General features: G+C 71.0%; 18 protein-coding genes. 10 read left to right on the forward strand and 8 right to left on the reverse strand.

Going from position 1 to position 15,815, the window contains the following annotated elements:
* Positions 1–68 precede the first annotated feature (68 nt).
* Complete coding sequence (locus FHS44_RS12840) at positions 69–1,493, forward strand: pentapeptide repeat-containing protein (protein WP_184714190.1); 1,425 nt, start codon at positions 69–71, stop codon at positions 1,491–1,493.
* Between the two features lie 144 nt (positions 1,494–1,637).
* On the forward strand, positions 1,638–2,318 hold the full coding sequence (locus tag FHS44_RS12845; protein WP_184714191.1) for a permease prefix domain 1-containing protein: 681 nt from the start codon (positions 1,638–1,640) through the stop codon (positions 2,316–2,318).
* 13 nt (positions 2,319–2,331) lie between these two features.
* Here FHS44_RS12845 and FHS44_RS12850 read toward each other — a convergent pair whose 3' ends face one another.
* Positions 2,332–2,676, reverse strand: coding sequence for a PadR family transcriptional regulator (locus FHS44_RS12850; RefSeq protein WP_184714192.1), 345 nt, complete (start codon positions 2,674–2,676; stop codon positions 2,332–2,334).
* A gap of 155 nt (positions 2,677–2,831) precedes the next feature.
* Between FHS44_RS12850 and FHS44_RS12855 the strand changes: the two genes are divergently transcribed.
* From FHS44_RS12855 to cydC, 4 genes are read left to right on the forward strand one after another with little or no spacing between them, the layout of a single operon-like run.
* Positions 2,832–4,010 (forward strand): cytochrome ubiquinol oxidase subunit I, encoded by a 1,179-nt coding sequence (locus tag FHS44_RS12855; RefSeq protein ID WP_184714193.1) that lies wholly within the window; start codon positions 2,832–2,834, stop codon positions 4,008–4,010.
* 29 nt (positions 4,011–4,039) lie between these two features.
* Positions 4,040–4,807 carry a cytochrome d ubiquinol oxidase subunit II gene (locus tag FHS44_RS12860; protein ID WP_184714194.1) on the forward strand — a complete coding sequence of 256 codons (768 nt, stop codon included), beginning with the start codon at positions 4,040–4,042 and terminating at the stop codon, positions 4,805–4,807.
* 16 nt (positions 4,808–4,823) lie between these two features.
* Complete coding sequence (cydD, locus tag FHS44_RS12865; RefSeq protein ID WP_184714195.1) at positions 4,824–6,485, forward strand: thiol reductant ABC exporter subunit CydD; 1,662 nt, start codon at positions 4,824–4,826, stop codon at positions 6,483–6,485.
* Positions 6,482–8,188, forward strand: a complete 1,707-nt coding sequence (gene cydC, locus FHS44_RS12870; RefSeq protein ID WP_246435411.1) for a thiol reductant ABC exporter subunit CydC — start codon at positions 6,482–6,484, stop codon at positions 8,186–8,188. The genes cydD and cydC overlap by 4 nt, the downstream gene beginning before the upstream one ends.
* Positions 8,189–8,504: 316 nt before the next feature.
* Here the strand turns inward: cydC and FHS44_RS12875 are convergent, their stop codons facing one another.
* Positions 8,505–9,830: a S1C family serine protease gene (locus tag FHS44_RS12875; protein WP_184714196.1), complete on the reverse strand. Its 1,326-nt coding sequence runs from the start codon at positions 9,828–9,830 to the stop codon at positions 8,505–8,507.
* Positions 9,831–10,189: 359 nt separating this feature from the next.
* Here FHS44_RS12875 and FHS44_RS12880 point away from each other — a divergent pair, with 359 nt between their 5' ends.
* The 4 genes from FHS44_RS12880 to FHS44_RS12895 all read left to right on the forward strand — a co-directional run bounded on the left by FHS44_RS12880 (position 10,190) and on the right by FHS44_RS12895 (position 12,246).
* Positions 10,190–10,387 (forward strand): hypothetical protein, encoded by a 198-nt coding sequence (locus FHS44_RS12880; RefSeq protein WP_184714197.1) that lies wholly within the window; start codon positions 10,190–10,192, stop codon positions 10,385–10,387.
* Between the two features lie 2 nt (positions 10,388–10,389).
* Complete coding sequence (locus tag FHS44_RS12885; protein ID WP_184714198.1) at positions 10,390–10,908, forward strand: DUF6879 family protein; 519 nt, start codon at positions 10,390–10,392, stop codon at positions 10,906–10,908.
* A complete protein-coding gene (locus tag FHS44_RS12890; protein ID WP_184714199.1) occupies positions 10,905–11,753 on the forward strand; it encodes a helix-turn-helix domain-containing protein in 849 nt (282 codons plus the stop codon). Before FHS44_RS12885 ends, FHS44_RS12890 begins: the two co-directional genes overlap by 4 nt.
* 253 nt (positions 11,754–12,006) lie before the next feature.
* Positions 12,007–12,246 carry a hypothetical protein gene (locus FHS44_RS12895; protein WP_184714200.1) on the forward strand — a complete coding sequence of 80 codons (240 nt, stop codon included), beginning with the start codon at positions 12,007–12,009 and terminating at the stop codon, positions 12,244–12,246.
* A gap of 105 nt (positions 12,247–12,351) precedes the next feature.
* Here FHS44_RS12895 and FHS44_RS12900 read toward each other — a convergent pair whose 3' ends face one another.
* From FHS44_RS12900 to FHS44_RS12920, 6 genes are all read right to left on the reverse strand, one after another.
* Complete coding sequence (locus FHS44_RS12900; RefSeq protein ID WP_184714201.1) at positions 12,352–12,579, reverse strand: hypothetical protein; 228 nt, start codon at positions 12,577–12,579, stop codon at positions 12,352–12,354.
* A 119-nt stretch (positions 12,580–12,698) separates the two neighbouring features.
* Entirely contained in the window at positions 12,699–13,541 is an 843-nt protein-coding gene (locus FHS44_RS42315; RefSeq protein WP_184714202.1) for a DUF732 domain-containing protein, read from the reverse strand.
* A gap of 78 nt (positions 13,542–13,619) precedes the next feature.
* Complete coding sequence (locus tag FHS44_RS41720) at positions 13,620–13,745, reverse strand: hypothetical protein (RefSeq protein ID WP_281401376.1); 126 nt, start codon at positions 13,743–13,745, stop codon at positions 13,620–13,622.
* A 163-nt stretch (positions 13,746–13,908) separates the two neighbouring features.
* Entirely contained in the window at positions 13,909–14,127 is a 219-nt protein-coding gene (locus tag FHS44_RS12910; protein WP_184714203.1) for a hypothetical protein, read from the reverse strand.
* 87 nt (positions 14,128–14,214) lie between these two features.
* On the reverse strand, positions 14,215–15,063 hold the full coding sequence (locus FHS44_RS12915; protein ID WP_184714204.1) for a MetQ/NlpA family ABC transporter substrate-binding protein: 849 nt from the start codon (positions 15,061–15,063) through the stop codon (positions 14,215–14,217).
* 71 nt (positions 15,064–15,134) lie between these two features.
* On the reverse strand, positions 15,135–15,791 hold the full coding sequence (locus FHS44_RS12920; protein WP_184714205.1) for a methionine ABC transporter permease: 657 nt from the start codon (positions 15,789–15,791) through the stop codon (positions 15,135–15,137).
* Positions 15,792–15,815: the final 24 nt, after the last annotated feature.

Raw genomic sequence — 15,815 nt, forward strand, 5'->3', positions numbered from 1 at the left:
AAGGCATCAGTTATAGCTTGCTATGACGTAGATCTCGCGCGAGGCTTCGTCTGGGGTATCACTGTTTTATGAGAACTCTGGACGTGGGTTGGATAACCTGCGCCGCCTCCCCTGAGTGCGCGGGATCGGCCCGGCAGCCGTACGGGCGCTGCCTGGCCCATCTGGAGCATCACGAGCTCGACGAGGTCGTCCGCGGCCTGTCCCCCGGCTCCGCGATCGACCTGCGGGGCACCGTCATCGGCAAGGACCTGCTGGACCGGGTCCTCGCCCCCACCCGTGGCCGTCTCGGCAGAGCCAGGTTCGACCTGGCCGTCTTCCCCGACGACGTCAGGTTCTGCGACGTCGAGTTCGGCGGGGACGTCTCCTTCGACCAGGCCCGTTTCCATCGCCTGGCCTCGTTCGTCGGCGCCCGGTTCGCCGGGAACGTCTCCTTCAGGGAGGTCAGGTTCGTCAGGGAGGTCTCCCTGCACGGCGTCCACGTCACCGGGCACGCGGCCTTCGACCGGGTGTCCACGGGCAGGGACGCCCTGTTCGGCGCGGCGAGGTTCGCGCGGACCGTCTCCTTCGAGGGGGCCGAGTTCCACGACTTCGCCACCTTCGACGGCACCCGTTTCCAGGGTGACGTGACCTTCCGCGGCTGCCGGTTCGGCAGGGCGGTCTCCTTCAGGAAGACGGAGTTCGGCGGTCTCGCCGGGTTCGAGGCGACGCGGTTCTGGGCGGGCGGCTACCTGGCCCCGGCCTCGGTCGGCCGGCGGCTGGCCCTGACGGGGGCGTGGGCGGGCAACGGCCTCGACCTGGCGGCCCGCGACTGCCCCGTCGACCTGCGGCGCATCCGGGTGACCGGCCGCCTGAGCGTGCGCCTCGACGGCGCGGTCGCCGACCTGGAGGGGGCGACGCTACGCGGCCAGGCCACGGTCAGCGGGACCGGCACGGCCTCGGTGACCTCCGTGTGCGGGCTTGAGGCCGAGGCGCTCCAGCTCAGCGCCGTCGATCTCAGCGCCTGCCGGTTCACCGGGATCCGCACCCCCGAGCGGCTCAGGCTGACCGGCTGCGCGTTCGCCACGACCCCGCGCGGGGTGCGGTTCGCGCCGCGCTGGCCGCCGCTGCGCTGGTGGACCCCCCGGCGGACGCTGGCCGACGAGCACGCCTGGCGCGGCTGGTCGGACCCCGGGCAGGACGTGCCCGCTCCGCACCGCCTCGCCGTCCTGTACTCGCGGCTGCGCGCCGGGATCGACGACAAGGCGACCGCGGCCGACTTCGCCTTCGGGGCCATGGAGATGCGCCGCGCCACCAGCCGCTCCTCCGGCCGCTGGCTGCTGTCACTGCACTGGATCATCAGCGGGTACGGCCTGCGGATGGGACGGGTCGTCGGCTGGTTCGCCCTGCTGGCGGCGATCACCGTGGGCAGCCTGCTGATGAGCTCGGCCTCGCACGCCTCGCGCCGGGCGAACGCGCCGAGGGTGCCCCCGCTCTCGGTCCAGCTCTCCCCGTAGCGATCCTCGACCCGGAGAAGGCGCTCGTGGGGGCGCGACGCGGCTGCTCCGGGACATGTCCGGGTTGTCCCGGATGCGCTGGGGCCACCTCCACCCCGACGATGTACGGTGATGTCCGCACAGGAGTTCGGGGGTGGAGGTGGCATGGCCGGAGCCATCGACGACTACGTGGCCAGGCTCGGCCGTACGCTCAGTGGGCCGAGGGGCCCGAGGCTCGACATGATCACCGAGGCCCGCGACAGCCTGCTCGACACCGCGGAGGCACTGGAGCTCGACGGGCTCGGCAGGGCCGAGGCCGAGCGGGCGGCGGTCGAGGAGTTCGGCGACGTCGAGGAGATCGCGCCGGGTTACCAGGCGGCGCTGGCGGTCTCTGCGGGGCGGCGGCTCGCGGCGCTGCTGTTCGTCAGCGTGCCGGTGACCATCATGGCCTGGAGCCTGGTGTGGCGTCTTTCCCCCGGCGATCCGGCCGCCTACACGCGGTGGCCCGAGTGGTTCATGCCGGTCTCCCGGGGCCTGGACTATCTACAGTTGGCGGTCGCCCTGCTCGGCGGGGCCGGGCTGTTCGCGCTCGGCCGGGGGCTGCGCAGGATCAGACGGCCCAGGCTCGTCACCCGGTCGCTGGCGGTGCTGGTGTGGACCATGCTGCCGGTCACGGGCGTGCTCGGACTGATGCTGACCCTCGGCGCGCAGCGCGACGACTTCTTCGACCACCCGCTGAACTTCGGCGTCGAGGCGCTGAGCGTCGGGCTGGCGCTGCTGCAGATGTACTGCGCGGCCCGCTGCATGCGGGTCACCCGCAGGCACCTCCACCCGGCCACCGCCTGACCTTCGGCCAGGTCTAGCCCTCGCGACCCAGCCGCTCCCCGACGGGGTCGAGCACGCTGCCGATCACGCCGGTGAACTCCCGCCAGGCGGCGCGTTCCCCGGCCAGCGCCCGGTGGCCCGACGAGGTCAGCCGGTAGGTGCGCCGCCTGCGCCCGCCGACCGTCGCCCACTCGCTGGCGAGGTATCCCGCCTGTTCGAGCCGCCGCAACGCCGGATAGACCGTGCCCGTCGGCACGCTCAGTGAGCCGCCGCTGCGTGCCTGCAGGGCCTCGATGATCGCGTAGCCGTGCAGGGGTTCCCCTTCGAGCACGGACAGCAGCAGGGCGTCCATGTGCCCGCGAAGCGCGTCGGCGTTCACCTCGCGCCCTCCGTCCGCCGTGCGGCGGCGTGACCGTCATGACCCTCGGCTCGATCGTTCACGCCCTCACCCTACCTTTCGTCAGACAGCCTACATGTAGGCGTTCTACATGTAGAGTGCCTATAGGTAGACAGACACAACAACGGAGGTGAACCGTGGACGTGCTCGACCTGGCGCGGACGCAGTTCGCGGTGACGGGAAGCCTTCACTTCCTGTTCGTCGTGCTGACGCTGGGCCTGGCCCCCCTCATCGCGATCACGCACACCCGGCACGCCGTGACGGGCAGGCCCGAACACGAGCGCGCCACCCGCTTCTGGGGTCAGATCTACGTGACCAACTACGCGCTCGGCATCTTCACCGGCCTGGTGATGGAGTTCCAGTTCGGACTGAGCTGGAGCGGTCTGTCCGAGTACGCGGGGGACGTCTTCGGAGCACCTCTGGCGATCGAGACGCTCGGCGCGTTCTTCCTGGAGTCCACCTTCCTCGGACTGTGGATCTTCGGCTGGAACAGGCTGAACCGGTGGGTCCACCTGGCGTGCATCTGGATGGTGACGCTGACCGCCTACGCCTCCGCCTTCTGGATCATGGCCGCCAACTCGTTCCTGCAGAACCCGGCGGGGGCCGTCGAACGCGGCGGCCGCCTGGTCCTGACCGACTTCGGCGCGCTGCTCGGCAACCCGGCGCTGGTCAACTCGCTCCCCCACGTGGTCGGCGCGGGACTGTGGGCCGCGGGCTTCCTCGTCATGGGGGCCTCCGCCTACCAACTGTTCCGGCGGACCACGGAGCGGGAGTTCTTCACCTCCTCCCTGCGCACGGGCCTGCTCGTCGCCTTCGCCGGGTCACTGGTCACGGTCGGCTTCGGCTACGCCCAGTTCGGCACGCTCGCGCTCTACCAGCCGGACAAGTTCGGCAGCCCACTGGCCGGGACCGCCCTGGGCATCATGATCATCGTGGGGCAGCTCGTCCAGCTCCTCCTGCTCCTGCTGGCGCCCCTGGCCTACTGGCTGCCCCGCTGGCGGTGGGCGCAGCCGTTCCTGATGATCCTCACGCCGCTGCCGTTCCTGCTCGCGATCTGCGGCTGGCTGGCCCGCGAGGTCGGCCGCCAGCCGTGGCTGATCAACGGCAGGCTCACCGTCGCCGACGCCATGTCCCCCGGCCTCACCTCCGGCATGGTCACCGTCTCCCTCGTCGGGTTCACCGGGGTGCTCGGCCTGCTGGCCCTCGCCGACTATCTCCTGATCGCCAGGGCCGTACGGCGCGGCCCCACAGCCGTCGCCCTCGGCGCGGAGGACGAGCCCGCCCCCGCCGTCCGCGAGCCCGCGCTCAGCCACTAGCGGCCCCTGGCCACGGAAGGAAGGAACCCATGGACGTCCTCTGGCTGGGTGTGCTCGCCCTGCTGCTGGTCGGATACTTCGCCCTTGAGGGGTTCGACATCGGCCTCGGCATGCTGCTGCCCGTGCTCGGCCGTACCCAGCGGGACCGCGACACTGTCGTCTCGGCCATGGCCCCGTTCGTGCTGGCCAACGAGGTGTGGCTGGTCGCCGTAGCGGGCGTGCTCTTCGGCGCCTTCCCCGAGGTCGAGGGACGGGTGCTGTACGGCCTCTACCCGCTGGTCGTCACCCTGCTGATCTCGTGGATCCTGCGCGACGCGGGCCTGTGGTTCCGCCGCCGTCTCGACGGGACCGGCTGGCGGGCCGCCTGGGACTGGGCGATCTGCATTGGTTCGTACGGCCTGGCGCTGAGCTGGGGCCTGATCCTGGCCGCCATCGCCCAGGGCCTGCCAGAATCGCCGTCCCCGCTGGCCGGGTTCGGCTACGCGGTAGTCGTCGCCGGGGCCCTCGCCCTGCACGGCTGGACCTTCGCCTCCTGGCTGTTGCCGGGGCGGGTGACCGGGAGGGGACGCACCGGTGGGGCGCTGCTGGCCTCCGCGTGCGCCGCCGCCCTGCCCGCCGCCGTGCCGCTGGCCGTACTGGCACCGTGGCTGCTTGAGCACGCCGCGCCCGGGGGCACACTGGGTGTGCTCAGTCTCATAATCCTGCCTTTGACCCCGGTCATGGCGGGTGCGCAAGTATGGACCTGGCGCACGTTCGGTCCCAGGCGTGCTGCCGGTCGGTTGCCGTCGTTCTTCTAGGGTTTCCAGGGTTCACATGCACAAGGATCTCCTGCGGCTGATCCGCGGGGAGCGGGCGGTCCGCCGCCACCTGGCGGTCTGCCTGGCCGCCGCGGTGCTGGCCGGGCTGCTCGTGCTGGTCCAGGCGGAGGTGCTGTCCGGGGTGCTCTCCGGGCGTTTCGCCCCCGCCGCGCTGGCCGTGCTCGCGCTCGTCGTCGGCGTCCGCGCCCTGCTCGGCCTGGTGCAGGGGGTGGCCGCGGGGCGCACGAGCACGGGAGTGAAGACGGCGCTGCGCCACCGGCTGCTGTCGCGGCTGCGGGACCTCGGCCCCGCCGACCTCGCCTCGCGCCGCTCGGGCGAGCTGGTCACGCTGGCCGGTCGCGGCCTCGACGCCCTCGACCCCTACCTGTCCGGTTACCTGCCCGCCGCCGCGGTCGCGGCCGTCGTGCCGCTGGCCGTGCTCGTGCGGCTGTTCGTGGCCGACCTGACCAGCGCGGTGATCGTGCTCGTCACGCTGCCCCTCATCCCGCTGTTCGGCGCGCTGGTGGGGATGCGCACCAAGGAGGTCACCGAACGGCAGTGGCGGGCGCTGGCCCGTCTCGGCGGGCACTTCCTCGACGTGGTCAGGGGCCTGCCCACGCTGCGCGCCTTCGGCAGGGCCCGCTACCAGGCGGAGGTGATCGGCCGGGTCGCCCAGGAGCACCGGGAGGCCACGATGCGCACGCTGCGGGTGGCCTTCCTGTCGTCGCTGGTGCTGGAGCTGGCCGCCTCGCTGTCCCTGGCGCTGGTCGCGGTCCCGGTCGGCCTGCGGCTGCTGTCCGGGTCGATGGAGCTGCCCACGGCGCTGCTGGTGCTGCTGCTGGCGCCCGAGGCCTACCTGCCGCTGCGCACCATGGGCAACAAGTTCCACGCCGCCATGGAGGGGGTCGCCGCCGCCGACGAGGCCTTCGCCGTACTGGACGCCCAGGGGCGGGGCACCGCCGTACAGGACGTCCCCGCGAGTCCGGCCAGGAGCGGCGCGCCGGAGATCCGGCTGGAGAACGTCACCGTGCGCTACCCGGGCCGGGACGAGGCGGCGCTCGACGACGTCTCGCTGACGATCGCACCGGGCGAGCGGGTCGCGCTGGTCGGCGAGAGCGGGGCGGGCAAGAGCACCCTGCTGCACCTGCTGCTCGGCTTCGTCGCCCCGGACAGCGGGCGCGTCCTGATCGACGGCGTCGCGCTCACCGGTGACGACGCCTGGCGGGCGCGGCTGGCGTTCGTGCCGCAGCGCCCCCACCTGTTCGCCACCTCGGTCGCCGACAACATCCGCCTCGGCTTCCCCGAGGCCACCCTCGACGACGTACGGCGGGCGGCGAAGGCGGCGCACGCCGACGAGTTCGTCACGGCGCTGCCGGAGGGCTACGAGACGGCGCTCGGCGAACGCGGCGCGAACCTCTCGGCGGGGCAGCGGCAGCGGGTCGCGCTCGCCCGCGCCTTCTGCCGCCCCGGCACCGACCTGCTGCTCCTCGACGAGCCGACCGCGCGGCTCGACGGCCGCAGCGAGGCGGCGATCGTGGCCGCGACCGGGGAACTGGCCGAGGGACGTACCGCGGTGATCGTGGCACACCGGCCCGCGATGATCGACCTTGCCGACCGGGTGATCCGGCTGGCCGAGGGACGCGTGGTCTCCGCCGAGCTGATCGGAGAGTCCCGATGACTGATATCACCGGCATGACGGGCATTCGAGACATGCGAGGGCGGCTGGCCCTGGCGATCTCCTCGGGCGCGGCTGCCGAGCTGGCCGGGCTCGGGCTGATCGGCTCCGCGGCCTGGCTGATCACCAGGGCCGCCGAGCACCCGCCGCTGGCCGCGCTGAGCGTGGCGATCGTCGGTGTCAGGGCCTTCGCGACCACCAAGGGCGTCTTCAGGTACGGCGAGCGCCTGGCCGGGCACGATGTCGCGCTGCGGGCGCAGGCGACGACCAGGCAGCGGCTCTACCGGGCGCTCATCCCCACGGGACCGCGCGACCGGCGGGGAGCCGATCTGCTCAGCCGGATGGTCGACGACACCGACGCGGCGCAGGACCTGCTGGTCCGCTGCCTGCTGCCCGCCTGCGCCGCGCTGGTCACCGCGATCGCCGCGGTCACGCTGGGGCTGTTCCTGCTTCCCGCCGCCGCGCTCGCGCTGCTGGCCGGACTGCTGGTCGCCGGGGTGCTCATCCCGCTGGGCACGGCCGCCGCCGCCCGGCGCTGGTCGGCGCGGATCGCGCCCGCGCGGGCGGAACTGGCCGCCAGGGTCGCCGACCTGGTGCACGGCGCGGCCGACCTGGCCGCCTACGGGGCGGGCGGGCGCGCACTGGACGCCTGCGCCGAGGCCGACGCCCGCCTCGGCGCGCTGGAGCGCCGCCAGTCCAGGGCGAACGCCGTCGCCGCCGCCCTGGGCACACTCACCCAGGGCCTGACCGTGCTGGCGGTCGTCTGGATCGCCGGGGGCTCGCAGGCGGGCAGGGTCGCCACGGCGGTGCTCGCGCTGGTCTCGCTGGTCGCCTTCGAGCCGGTGCTGCCGATGGCCGCGGCGGCCGAGCGGCTGACCGGGGTGCTCGCCGCCCTGCGCAGACTGCGGGAGGTCGGCGCGACCCCGCCCGCCGTCGCCGAGCCCGCCAAGCCCGCCCCCGTGCCCGAAGGCCCGCCGACCGTGGAGATCCACGACCTGGTCGTACGGCACGGCCCCGGCCTGCCCGCCGCGCTCGACGGCGTCAGCCTGACCCTCACCCCGGGCAGGCGGGTCGCCCTGGTCGGCCCGAGTGGCGCGGGCAAGAGCACCCTGCTGTCGGCCCTGATGCGGCTGGTCGAACCCGAGTCGGGCACGGTCAGGCTGAACGGCACCGACCTCGGGGACCTTGCCTCCGACGACGTCAGACGGGTCATGACGGGGCTGACCCAGGACCCCTACGTGTTCCAGACGACGCTGCGGGACAACCTGCGCCTGGCGGGCCCCGAGGCGGACCAGGAGGAGCTGACCGAGGCCGTACGGCGCGCCAGGCTCGACCGGTGGGTCGAACGGACCGGCTGGGACACCCAGCTCGGGGAGGACGGGCGGACGGTCTCCGGCGGTCAGCTCCAGCGGCTGGCACTGGCCAGGGCGCTGCTGAACGACCCTCCCGTGCTGCTGCTCGACGAGCCCGCCGAGTCGCTGGACGAACCAACCGCGGACGCGCTCATGGCCGACCTGCTCGACGCCACGCGGGGCCGTACGACACTGCTGGTCACCCACCGCCTGCGCGGCCTCGAAGGGGTCGACGAGATCGTCGTGCTGGAAAATGGGGCGGTGGCCCAGCGGGGCACCCACGAGGAACTGGTCGGAACACCCGGCTACTACCGCGACCTGTGGCATTCGGAGGCCCTGACCGCGGGCCGCTGACCTTCGGGCCGGGGGTTGGGGCACTTGGGCGTGGCTTTCGCGGAAGGCCGCGGCGCTCACTGACCGGGGTTGGTCGAGGGTGTTGAGCCCGGCTTCGGCAGGGCGGGTTGTAGCCGGGCGCTCACTGACCAGGGCGTTGATCGAGGAGCTGTAACCGGGTGCTCGCGACCAGAAGTTCTACCGAGCACTCACGGGGAAGGCCATGGCGTTCGCGGCCAGGGACTTGCGACGGGGAATTCGTGGAGGAACCGGGAGAACAGATGTGCCGCCGGGGGTCCGAGCGTTCCCCCCGGCGGCACATCGGCTCCGGTGCGACCTACTGGTCGGTCTTCTCGACGAGCGTCGCGGTCGCGGTCTGGGTCTTGCCGTCGCGGATGTAGGTGATGGTCACCTTGTCCCCCGGCTTGAGGCCCCTGATCGCGCCGACCACCGTCGCGCCGTCGTCGACCTGGGTCTCGTTGATCTTGGTGATCAGGTCGCCCTGCCTGATCCCGGCCTGGGCGGCCGGGCTGCCGTCGGTGACCTGGTTGACCAGGGCCCCGGTCACGTCGCCGCTCGCGTCGGCGAGGCTGACGCCCAGGAAGGCGTGGGTGACCTTGCCCGTGTCGATGAGCTGCTTGGCGACCTGCTTGGCGGTGTTGATCGGGATGGCGAAGCCGACACCGATGTTGCCCTCGCCGCCGTTGGTGGCGATGGCGCTGTTGATGCCGATCACCTCTCCGGCCGCGTTGACCAGGGCGCCGCCCGAGTTGCCGGGGTTGATCGCCGCGTCGGTCTGGATGGCGCCGCCGATGGTCGTCGATCCGCCGCTCTGCTGTTGCTGCTGCATGCCGCCCCAGCCCGGCGGGAGCTGCTGTTGCTGCTGCTCGCTGCCGACGGTCACCGTGCGGTTCAGGGCGCTGACGATGCCCGCGGTGACCGAGCCGGACAGGCCGAGCGGGCTGCCGATGGCGAGCACCGAGTCGCCGACCCTGACCTTGTCGCTGTCGCCGATCGTGGCCTTGGTGAGGTCGGAGACGTTCTCCGCCTTGATGACGGCCAGGTCGGTCGCCGGGTCGGTGCCGACGACCCTGGCGGAGGCGGTCTTGCCGTCGCTGAACTTGACGGTTATCGGGCTGTTCGTCCCTGCCTGGTCGCCCAGCGTGACCACGTGGTTGTTGGTCAGGATGAGGCCGTCGGCCGAGAGCAGAACGCCCGATCCGTCGCCGCTGCCGTTGGCGCCCCTGACCTCGATGGAGACCACCGAGGGCTGGACCGCCTTGGCCACGTCGGCGACCGTGGCGACGTTGCCGACCTGTCGGACCTCGGCCGAGGAGGAGACGGACGAGGCCGCGACCGTACCGGTCCCGGCGATCGAGGTCGCGATGAAGGCCCCCGCGACTCCACCCCCGACGGCCATCGCGGCCAGCGCCAGCCCGGCTCCCAGCTTCTGCCTGCCGGTGAGCGACCCCCGCTGGGCGGGGATGCGCGGGGGCTCCGTCGCGTCCGGAACCGGATGGATCAGCGTCGGCTGCGGCCCGGTGTCCCGGCCATCCGCGTAACCGCCGACGCGCGGCGGAACCTTGCCGAACTGGCTCCATCCTTCGTTCTCGTGGGTCGCCTCGGCCGGGGTGCTTTCCTGCTCATTCTTGTTCGGGTCCATGTCTTCCCCCACGTCCTGCATCCGCTCGTGGACTGTCGGAGCGGCGACCGGTGGTTCCGGTACACCAGAACAATGCCTGACCCCACGTAAGCCCAGCTTAAGAGGATGATCGGCCCCCCTCGCCTCCCCTCACACCCCCTTTATCCACCGTGCTCAGGGGCGATCCGGCAGCGAAAAAATCATGAAGGAACAGGTCCTGAAGGGCCGCGCACAGGTGATTAACCGAATGACCGAGCCCAGGAGGCTCACACGCGGACACCCCTCACTCGATCACGGCAGGCACTTGACTGAGCACCTCAACTGACCGACGCTCATGGGGTGAGACCAAGAAATCCCTAGCAACCTGGAGGACAGGAACCATGCGTCTGCGGCTTCTTGGTACGAACAGTGAGCAGGGCACGTGCCCGGCCGTCTACGTGACGGACCGTGGCACCTTCGTCGTGCAGGGAAAGATCGTCACGGATCCCGAAGCACTCGGGGACGTGGTGAACCTGGCCGACGACGAGACCCTCGTCGAGATCTCGCCGGAACTCGTCCGTTTCTTCGACAGGGAGTGAGTGTGCTGTCCGAGACCGAACTCGGCGACCTCCTGACCGGTTCCGGGCGGGAGGCGTTCCGCTTCGAGCTGCGCGACCGCTACAACAGCGAGGTCGGCAAGGAGCCGTACCGGAGGTGGCGTACGGGCGAGCCGGACGACCACGCATGGCACCGACCATGGATGGAGAGGGTCAGCGCCGACGTGGCCGCGGGCAAGGCGTGGCGGCGGGTGCGGATCGTGTCCGTCCCGGTGTCGGACTACACCCGATACGGCATCGCGATCGGCCGGTTGAGCGTCCAGGCCGGGGAGGACATCCGCTACCTCGACCGCGCGGGCGCCGAACGGCTCGGCCTGGCACCGTACGACGCGTGGCTCCTCGACGAGACACGGCTCGTGCGTCTGCATTTCGACGATGCCGACGACACCTTCACGGGCGCGGAGGTCGTCACCGACCCCGAGACCGTCACCCGGCACCTGAAGTGGCGGGACCTCGCCTGGCGGTGCGCCGAACCACTCGAAACCTTCGCCGCCTCCCTGTGAACCAACCGCTCCTCGGCAAGCAAGCCGTTCAGGCCCTCGGTATCCGCCTGCGTGACATCCGGCGGGACGCGGGTCTGAGCGGCCGTCAGCTGGCCGAGGCGTGCGGGTGGGGACCGCCGAAGGTCTCGAAGGTGGAGCACGGACGTCAGGCGCCGACCGAGACCGACGTCCGGGACTGGTGCATCGCCTGCGGCGCTCCCAGTGAGATCGCCGACCTGGTCGCCGCGGTGCGATCCATCGACACCCAGTACCTGGACTGGCGGCGGTCGCTGGGAACGGGCACGCGGCGGCGACAGCGGGCCAATGTGAGCGCCTACGAGCGCACCACCCTGTTCCGGGTGTGGGAGCCCGCGGTAATGCCCGGACTGGTGCAGACACACGCGTACGCGCACGAGATCCTGGCCACCGTCATCGACTTCCACGGGATCCCCGACGACGTCGAGGCGGGCGTCCAGGCCCGGATGGAGGCGCAGCGCGTCCTCACTCATGGGGACCGCCGGTTCCTGCTGCTGATCGGCGAGGCGGCGCTCCACACGCGGGTGGGGGACGCCGGGGTGATGCGCGAGCAGTTGGGGCGGCTGGTCGAGGTCGCGCGGATGCCACGTGTCAGCCTCGGCGTGGTGTCGCTGTCCGCGCCGTACACGGTGCCGCGCAACAACGGATTCACGATCTACGACGCGAGGATGGTCACCGTGGCCACCTACACGGCCGAGCTCACGCTGCGGGAGCGCCACGAGGTGACCGTGTACGAGAAGGCGTTCGACAGGCTGGCGGCCCTGGCGGTGCACGGCGTGGCGGCGCGGACGTTGATCGACCGCGCCATTTCTGATCTTGAAGAAATCTGAAGCAATCTCCTTCAGACCGCGAACCCGGCGGTCATAGCTTCCTGCCCATGGACGATGACCTCCAGCTCGACCACGAACCTCGTCGGCGACGGCACCGTACGGACACTCTCATCCACAGAAGAGCGGCCCGGAGACCCATGAATTGGCCAGCTGTTTTCGCACCGTGGTCCGGCGTCCTGAGCCTGTGGGACATGCCCGTTCCCTCTCAGGAGCCCACATCGATGTCCGACGTTCGCGTATGGCCGGAACCCTGGTGAGCCATCTCGACCAGGCGACCTGGCAGAGGTTGTGTGGCCCGTACGACCCGGCGCGCTCCTACCGAGCCCACGTCCCCGACGACCTCACCCAGCTGCCGGACGCCAGGGACTGCGCGCGCTGCGGAAGAAGGATCGTGCCGGTCGATTCAGCCTTTGGGCGGTTGTGGGTGACCTCCGGCGCCGACAGCACCTGCCCGAGGGCGACCGACAGGCTCCACCGGCCCGACACCGACTGACCTGGCTCCCGGCTCCTGTCGTCGCTTGCCGGGAACCGGGATCGGCACCCCTGCCTCCCTGTCCGCCGTACTCAGACCACCTGCCGCTCCGCTCCCCCAGGAGACTCACGAATCGGTCGCGCGAGCCTGGGGTGGGGGTGACATTCGCCTGTAGGAGTCAGGGGCGACACCTGGAAGAGGGGCTCGGCTCATGTTCACGTGTACCGAGCCATACATGGTCTCGAACCGCCAAAGCTCGAACTGGTCCAGATCATGTTCGACGAAGCGCCGCAGCAGGGCCAGGAACGTCTGGAACTCCGTGTCCGACAGCGATCCATCGGTGACGTCGCTCATGCGACCACCGTAGCGGCGGCCAGCACGAGCATCTCCACGGACGACCTTCGTCGGCTCGCCGTACAAAACGGCCTGCGAGGCGCCCTCGCTCCTTTCTGGAGGGAGGACGCCTGAGGGGGTCAGCTCGGGAGTTTGGCGCGGTGTTCTGGGCAGAGGAGGACGACGGCCGCGCCCGCGATGTAGCCGGACGTCTCGGCGCCGAACTCGTCGGTGGCCGGGCTGTTCAGGGTGACCTGGATGAGGCTCTTGCCGGTGTCGAGCGCGCTGCAGACGTCCTTGCCGAGCTGCACCAGCCGGCTGTCGGAGGCGCCGTTCAGCTCGCTGCGCTGCCGTACGGTCTTCAGGAACAGCTCCTCCTTCTCGTCCTGGGAGAAGGAGAAGGACGAGGTCGAGGTCGGAGCCGGGGTCGGCTCGTCGGGCTCGTCCGTGGACGGGTCATCCGTGGAGGGTTCGTCCGTGGGCGTGGAGAAGGACGACTCCGAGGGCCGGGGCGACTCGGAGCCCGTCGAGATCAGCGCGACCGACGTGCTGTCACCCCGGTTCAGCAGATAGACCGCGCCACCGGCCACGACGAGCAGGACCGTGACCACCGCGATCACGGCGATCACCACGCCCTTGCCACCGCCCGAAGGGGGCTGCGGCGGGCCCGGCTGCCAGCCGGGAGGGGGCCCGGCGGGGGGAGGCTGCTGCCAGCCCTGCTGAGGGTAGGGCGCCGTCGGCTGCTGGCCGTATGGCGGACCCTGCTGCGGCCCCGGTTGCGGCCCCTGCTGGCCGTACGGCGGGCCCTGCTGGGGTCCTGGCTGGGATCCCTGCTGGGGTCCTGGCTGGGATCCCTGCTGGGGTCCTGGCTGGGATCCCTGCTGGTACGGAGGTTGAGGCGGCGCCGGAGGCCACTGCTGGGGCCCGCCCTGCGGGTAGGGCTGCGGCCCGCCCTGGGGATACGGCTGCTGCGGAGGATGCACTCGCGCACCATACGTCGTCCCCCTGACATTTCGCCGTGGGATATCGGCGATAGATGCACAAAAGAGACAGCGGCCGGGTCAGAAGGTGAAGCCGTCGTTGGTTCTTCCCTGCCCGAGTGCCCTGTCCAGCTCGGCTCCGAGGCCGGGTACAAGCCGTTCGAGGGCCTCGTGCCACTCACGATGGCGTCCCGGGTGTTCCACCATCGCTCCGCATGTCCTGCACGTGGGGGGCTGGGATTGCGTCATGTCGAGCTCCCTCCGGGGTAGACGTCCGACGCCGCAGAACCGTCATCTGCCCTGACAGAGCGATCCGGAACCACGTTCCGTGAACCGCTGTGCCGTGCCGTACGGCATCGCGGGGGTGGGATCAGAGGTCCACGTCCCGGGAGGCGAGCGCCCCGAGCGGCACCTCGCCGACCGGGGTCACCACGACCCTCCTGCCCGGCTCCTCGTAGCCGTGGTCGGTCAGCCACAGCAGGACGCCGGGCCCCAGGTCGTTGAAGGTGACCGGGGAGTCCGGCGAGAAGATGTCCTCGCCCTGCTGCCCGGCGCTCCCCTCGACGATCGACAGGGTGTACGTGGTCATGGTGGCCCCCCGCTGTGATCCGTCCTTTTCCGGATTCATACCCAGACCGGGGGCGGCGGGAGCCAGAGACTCCCGCCGTCGCCCAGGTCAGTTGGCGGGGATGACCGCCCCCTTGTAGGTCTGCTCGATGAACTGCTTCACCTCCGGACCGGCGAGCAGCTTGGCGAGCTTGACCACCTGCGGGTCCTTCTCGTGCCCCTCGGCGACCACCAGGCCGTTGGCGTAGGGGTTGCCCTGGGCCTTCTCCAGCACCAGCGCGTTCTGCGCGGGGTTGAGACCCGCCTCAAGGGCGTAGTTGCCGTTGATGACGGCGGCGTCCACGTCCTCAAGGGAGCGGGGCAGCTGCGCGGCCTCAAGCGGCTGGAACTTCAGGCCCTTGGGGTTGGCGGTGACGTCGCGCTCCGTCGCGGCGGTGCCGACGCCCTCCTTGAGGGTGATCACGCCGTTGTCGGCGAGCAGCTTCAGCGCCCGGCCGAGGTTGGTCGCGTCGTTGGGGACGGCCACGGTCCCGTTCTGCGGCAGGTCGGCGAGCTTGCCGATCTTCTTGGAGTAGAGGCCGAGGGGCTCCAGGTGGACCGGCTGCAGGAAGACCAGCTTGGTGCCCTTGGAGGCGTTGAAGTCGTCCAGGTAGGGCTTGTGCTGGAAGAAGTTGGCGCCGAGCCGTCCCTCGCTGAGCTGCACGTTCGGCTGGACGTAGTCGGTGAACTCGACGATCTCCAGGTTCAGGCCCTCCTTGGCGGCGAGCTTGTCCTTGACGAACTTCAGGATCTGCGCGTGTGGGACAGGGCTGGCGCCGACCTTGAGCACCTCGGCCGCGGGACTGGACTCCTTGCTCCCCGCTGCCCCCGCGCCCGTGGCGGGCGTGGAGGAGCCGCAGGCGGCCAGTGAGACGACCAGGGCCGTGACGGCCGAGGCGATTCCTATGAACTTACGCATCTTGCGCTCCTTATGGGTGTGAGAAACCAGGGCCCCCGCTCGTGGCGGGGTCCCGGGGGGAGGTGGAGGGATCAGCCGCGTTGCAGGCGGCGGGCGACGGTGTCGCCCAGGGTCTGCACGAGCTGGACGATGACGACCAGCACGACGACGGTGATCACCATGAGGGTGGTCTCGAAACGCTGGTACCCGTAGCGGATGGCCAGGTCACCGAGTCCGCCGCCGCCGATCGCCCCGGCCATCGCCGAGTAGGAGATCAGCGCGACCACGGTCACCGTGAGCCCCGCGACCAGGCCGGGCATCGCCTCGGGAAGCAGGACCTTTCCGATGATCGTCGTACGGCTGGCGCCCATCGCGTGGGCCGCCTGCACCTTGTCGGCGCCGACCTCCCGCAGCGAGGTCTCGACCAGCCTGGCGAAGAACGGCGCGGCCCCCAGGGTGAGGGGGACGACGGTCGCGGCGGTGCCGATGGTCGTGCCCACGATCATCCGGGTGAACGGGATCACCGCGATCATCAGGATGATGAACGGCAGCGAGCGCCCGATGTTGACGACCAGCGCGAGCACGCGGTTCAGCGTCCAGGAGGGGAACAGGCCGCCCCGGTCGGTGACGATGAGGGCGACGCCGAGCGGCAGGCCGAGCAGCGCGGTGAACAGGGTCGACCACAGGACCATCTGGGCGGTCTGCCAGGTGTTCTCCCACAGCAGCGGGGCCATCTCGTCCCAGGTCATGCCTTCTCCTCCGGCGTCACGGGC

It is taken from the genome of Streptosporangium saharense (genome assembly GCF_014203715.1).
GTDB classification, from domain to species: domain Bacteria; phylum Actinomycetota; class Actinomycetes; order Streptosporangiales; family Streptosporangiaceae; genus Streptosporangium; species Streptosporangium saharense.

What these genes read in the sequence shown, in the direction of transcription:
- FHS44_RS12880 (WP_184714197.1), top strand. Translation starts at nt 10,190, where the DNA reads ATGCGTCTGCGGCTTCTTGGTACGAACAGTGAGCAGGGCACGTGCCCG.
- FHS44_RS12840 (WP_184714190.1), top strand. Translation starts at nt 69, where the DNA reads ATGAGAACTCTGGACGTGGGTTGGATAACCTGCGCCGCCTCCCCTGAG.
- cydC (WP_246435411.1), top strand. Translation starts at nt 6,482, where the DNA reads ATGACTGATATCACCGGCATGACGGGCATTCGAGACATGCGAGGGCGG.
- cydD (WP_184714195.1), top strand. Translation starts at nt 4,824, where the DNA reads ATGCACAAGGATCTCCTGCGGCTGATCCGCGGGGAGCGGGCGGTCCGC.
- FHS44_RS12845 (WP_184714191.1), top strand. Translation starts at nt 1,638, where the DNA reads ATGGCCGGAGCCATCGACGACTACGTGGCCAGGCTCGGCCGTACGCTC.
- FHS44_RS12900 (WP_184714201.1), bottom strand. Translation starts at nt 12,579, where the DNA reads ATGAGCGACGTCACCGATGGATCGCTGTCGGACACGGAGTTCCAGACG.
- FHS44_RS12910 (WP_184714203.1), bottom strand. Translation starts at nt 14,127, where the DNA reads ATGACCACGTACACCCTGTCGATCGTCGAGGGGAGCGCCGGGCAGCAG.
- FHS44_RS41720 (WP_281401376.1), bottom strand. Translation starts at nt 13,745, where the DNA reads ATGGTGGAACACCCGGGACGCCATCGTGAGTGGCACGAGGCCCTCGAA.
- FHS44_RS12920 (WP_184714205.1), bottom strand. Translation starts at nt 15,791, where the DNA reads ATGACCTGGGACGAGATGGCCCCGCTGCTGTGGGAGAACACCTGGCAG.
- FHS44_RS12875 (WP_184714196.1), bottom strand. Translation starts at nt 9,830, where the DNA reads ATGGACCCGAACAAGAATGAGCAGGAAAGCACCCCGGCCGAGGCGACC.
- FHS44_RS12860 (WP_184714194.1), top strand. Translation starts at nt 4,040, where the DNA reads ATGGACGTCCTCTGGCTGGGTGTGCTCGCCCTGCTGCTGGTCGGATAC.
- FHS44_RS12915 (WP_184714204.1), bottom strand. Translation starts at nt 15,063, where the DNA reads ATGCGTAAGTTCATAGGAATCGCCTCGGCCGTCACGGCCCTGGTCGTC.